General features: G+C 49.5%; 4 protein-coding genes and 1 pseudogene. All 5 read right to left on the reverse strand.

The window, feature by feature from the left end; genetic code table 11:
* Nucleotides 1–530: pseudogene (locus C8R30_RS15480) on the reverse strand (conjugal transfer protein TrbE); the annotation flags it as partial.
* Nucleotides 527–838 (reverse strand): conjugal transfer protein TrbD, encoded by a 312-nt coding sequence (locus tag C8R30_RS15485; protein WP_107790541.1) that lies wholly within the window; start codon nucleotides 836–838, stop codon nucleotides 527–529. The pseudogene C8R30_RS15480 and the gene C8R30_RS15485, both read right to left, overlap by 4 nt.
* A 58-nt stretch (nucleotides 839–896) precedes the next feature.
* Nucleotides 897–1,301, reverse strand: a complete 405-nt coding sequence (locus C8R30_RS15490) for a TrbC/VirB2 family protein (protein WP_107790542.1) — start codon at nucleotides 1,299–1,301, stop codon at nucleotides 897–899.
* A 21-nt stretch (nucleotides 1,302–1,322) separates the two neighbouring features.
* Nucleotides 1,323–2,321 carry a P-type conjugative transfer ATPase TrbB gene (gene trbB / locus C8R30_RS15495; protein WP_107790543.1) on the reverse strand — a complete coding sequence of 333 codons (999 nt, stop codon included), beginning with the start codon at nucleotides 2,319–2,321 and terminating at the stop codon, nucleotides 1,323–1,325.
* 101 nt (nucleotides 2,322–2,422) lie between these two features.
* Nucleotides 2,423–2,812, reverse strand: coding sequence for a helix-turn-helix domain-containing protein (locus C8R30_RS15500; protein WP_107790544.1), 390 nt, complete (start codon nucleotides 2,810–2,812; stop codon nucleotides 2,423–2,425).
* Nucleotides 2,813–2,923: the final 111 nt, after the last annotated feature.

The following is a 2,923-nucleotide window of genomic DNA, read 5'->3' on the forward strand; positions in this document are numbered from 1 at the left end:
TCGGCATCGTCATCGAACATCAGTTCGACAAACTTGCGTTGTGCGAGTATCGGTGGCAGAAAGGTCAATGTAACGACAAAGCGGCTCTCATACAAGGTGCCGATACGCTCGAACAGTTCGCGGCGTTCCTGATCGATGGCGGCCGTCACTGGATCGGGATAATTCGATAGGCCTTTGTCTGAATAACCTTGTGCCGGCTTACGCACCGCATCCACATGAATCATCCAGCCGTTCCCCAAGCGGGATAAAGCCTGATTGAGTTGCAGCGATACCTGTTCGCGCTCCACGTCCGTGCTGCTGGCGGTATCCGCGCCACAGAATTGCCATGCGGCCATTAATGCGCCATTTTTGCCGACAATGATGCCGTCTTCAATCACGGCCGCATACACCAGTAGATCGGCAAAGCCGGACTCCTTGGATCGGTACCGGTCGAGTTTGAATGTCTTCTCCGTTTCACGGATGCGCATAAACAGCATCGACAGTAACAGCGCACCCAGTACCGCAATCAGAATGGTTATGGCGGTCATCATTGGAACCGTTTTTCCATGTGCGGCGGGTTGATAGTAAACGGCGTGCTTCTGGCCGGATAGTATTTTTTGTAGCGCAGCTGGCGCAGATAGACATGACGCAACTGTGGATCGTGCTTCGCCATCAGGCGCAGGGCAAACAAGGCGAAGATCCACAGCACAATACCAAACAACGTGGTCTTGATTTCCATTGCCGCAAAAATCGATGTGGCCGCAATCAGGATCGAGAACATCACCAGTTCCCGGTCGCCGCCCATGAAGAGATTCGGGCGGTTACCCGATTGTCTGATCGGTATGGTTCGTAACGCCATGACAGACCTCCTGTAAAACGAGAAAGTGACGATTACTGCAGTTACATTCTGGGTGCTGTTAAAATTTCTGCTGCTGTGTTTCTTGCACTGTTTCTGGTTGGTTCACGGTATCCATATCAACGGGGATCACTGCACCCTGGAACAGATTGGTCATGATGTTGTTGGCCCCGACCAGGAGCGCCATGACCAGCACGATAAAAATCAGTGTGCGGAAAAACGCATTCAATTCACCACCAAAGATTAAAATGCCACCAGCGACGACAATGCCGACGATGGACAGTGTGAAAGCTACCGGGCCGGTCACAGAATTGCGCAAATTCACGAGCCAGGATTCATACGGCAGTGCGCCGCCGGCACCGACAGCAGCCTGGACGCCTTCAGACAATAGAAGCAAACTCAGTGATAACAATATGAATAATGCATAAAATAACAGGGTGCTTGGCTTGATCTGAATCTGCTTCATGTCCGGCTCCTTAAAACAGTATTACAATCGTCGGGTCTGGTAATGGCCTCTTTTAAAGCCATAGACTTCGAGTATCTCGTGCACCCGTCTTCCATTCTGGTTGCGTGCAATATGGATCACCACATCGACCGCTTCCGCGATGAGCGGTTTTATGTCGGCGGGCGCGTGGTTGTTTCTTGAAATGAGCGATTCCAGGCGCGTCAATCCCGATAGCGCATCATTGGCATGTAAGGTGGCCGCACCCCCTTCGTGACCGGTGTTCCAGGCATCGAGCAGATCAAGCGCTTCCGCGCCCCTCACTTCACCGACCAGGATGCGGTCGGGACGCATGCGCAGCGTGGTTTTGAGTAACTGTGTCAGGTCGACATCGAGTGTCGTGTGATACTGCACAAAATTCTGTGCTGCACACTGAATCTCGCCCGTGTCTTCCAGGATAACAATACGTTCATCCGGATTGTCGAGCACCATCTCGAAGATAATGGCGTTGATCAGTGTCGTCTTGCCGGAGCCTGTGCCGCCGATCACGAGTATATTGCGATGCTCGCGTACCGCATTCTTGATCACATGGCAGTGCCTGGCTGACAACACACCGTTCTCGACATATTGATCGAGCGTAAAAATGGCAACCGCTTTTTTGCGAATGGCAAAGGTAGGGGAGGTAACCACCGGCGGCAGTTGTCCGGCAAAACGGGAATGATCGAGGGGAAATTCGCCTTCGATAATTGGATTGAGCCGGGTGATTTCCTTGCCGTGATATCCGGCCACGGTTTTAATGATGGCTTCAGCTTGTGCTGCCTGAAGGTTGCCGATGCAGATGATCTTTTGACCGAGCTTCTCCAGCCAGATACGCCCATCGGCATTGACCATGATTTCAACGGTATCGGGGTCTTGCAGCGCGGATACGATGTCACGTGCATCGCGTTCAAGCTTGCGTTTGGCGCGTTCTTTAACCGACAAAGCGGATGAAGATGCAGCCGGGGATACCGGGATGGTTGTTACTGATGTGTCTGGTATAGTCATATTCACACAGTTCAGCTTAGAATGAATATAACAATATAACGAATATATGATTTGTGCAACGCTTTTTTATCAATTTTTTCGCTTTTAGCGAAAATGATGCTTCAATTTTTCTTTTTGCTTCCACTCTTTCTGGTTTCTTTGGATAAAAATACGCGATTCTTTTTATCCCATCGATCGACCTGATAAGCCTCGTATTCGCTCAGCACGCCACCTTTCCAGACAAAGCCTTTAGGTAATTTACTAGGTTTGCGTTTGGCGAGTGCCTCGAGGTCTGCGAGTTCCATATCGGAACTGTCAAGCAGCATCGGCAGAGGAGTTTCCAATGCTTCGGCGATGGCTTCTATGATTCTGAGCGAGGGATTGGCTTTGTCGTTGGTCAGATCGGTAAAAAAGGCGATCGATACGCCCGCTTTCTTGGCTAGCTCCGACTTGGTCATACCTTTTTCATCGAGGATACGCAAAATATTTGTAATCAGAATTAAATTATACATATAATAACCATGCCATTTTTATGGTTTAAGCTGCTTAATTGATGACTATCTTGTTCTGCTTCATCATTGCTGTTATTTTAATCGAACAAAATAATAATTTGAGCAAGTTAA

The sequence above is a fragment of the Nitrosomonas nitrosa genome (genome assembly GCF_003051105.1).
Lineage (GTDB): Bacteria > Pseudomonadota > Gammaproteobacteria > Burkholderiales > Nitrosomonadaceae > Nitrosomonas > Nitrosomonas nitrosa.

Bases quoted from the DNA above. Each gene is read 5' to 3' on its own strand.
- C8R30_RS15485 (WP_107790541.1), bottom strand. From the start codon at position 838: ATGGCGTTACGAACCATACCGATCAGACAATCGGGTAACCGCCCGAAT.
- C8R30_RS15490 (WP_107790542.1), bottom strand. From the start codon at position 1,301: ATGAAGCAGATTCAGATCAAGCCAAGCACCCTGTTATTTTATGCATTA.
- trbB (WP_107790543.1), bottom strand. From the start codon at position 2,321: ATGACTATACCAGACACATCAGTAACAACCATCCCGGTATCCCCGGCT.
- C8R30_RS15500 (WP_107790544.1), bottom strand. From the start codon at position 2,812: ATGTATAATTTAATTCTGATTACAAATATTTTGCGTATCCTCGATGAA.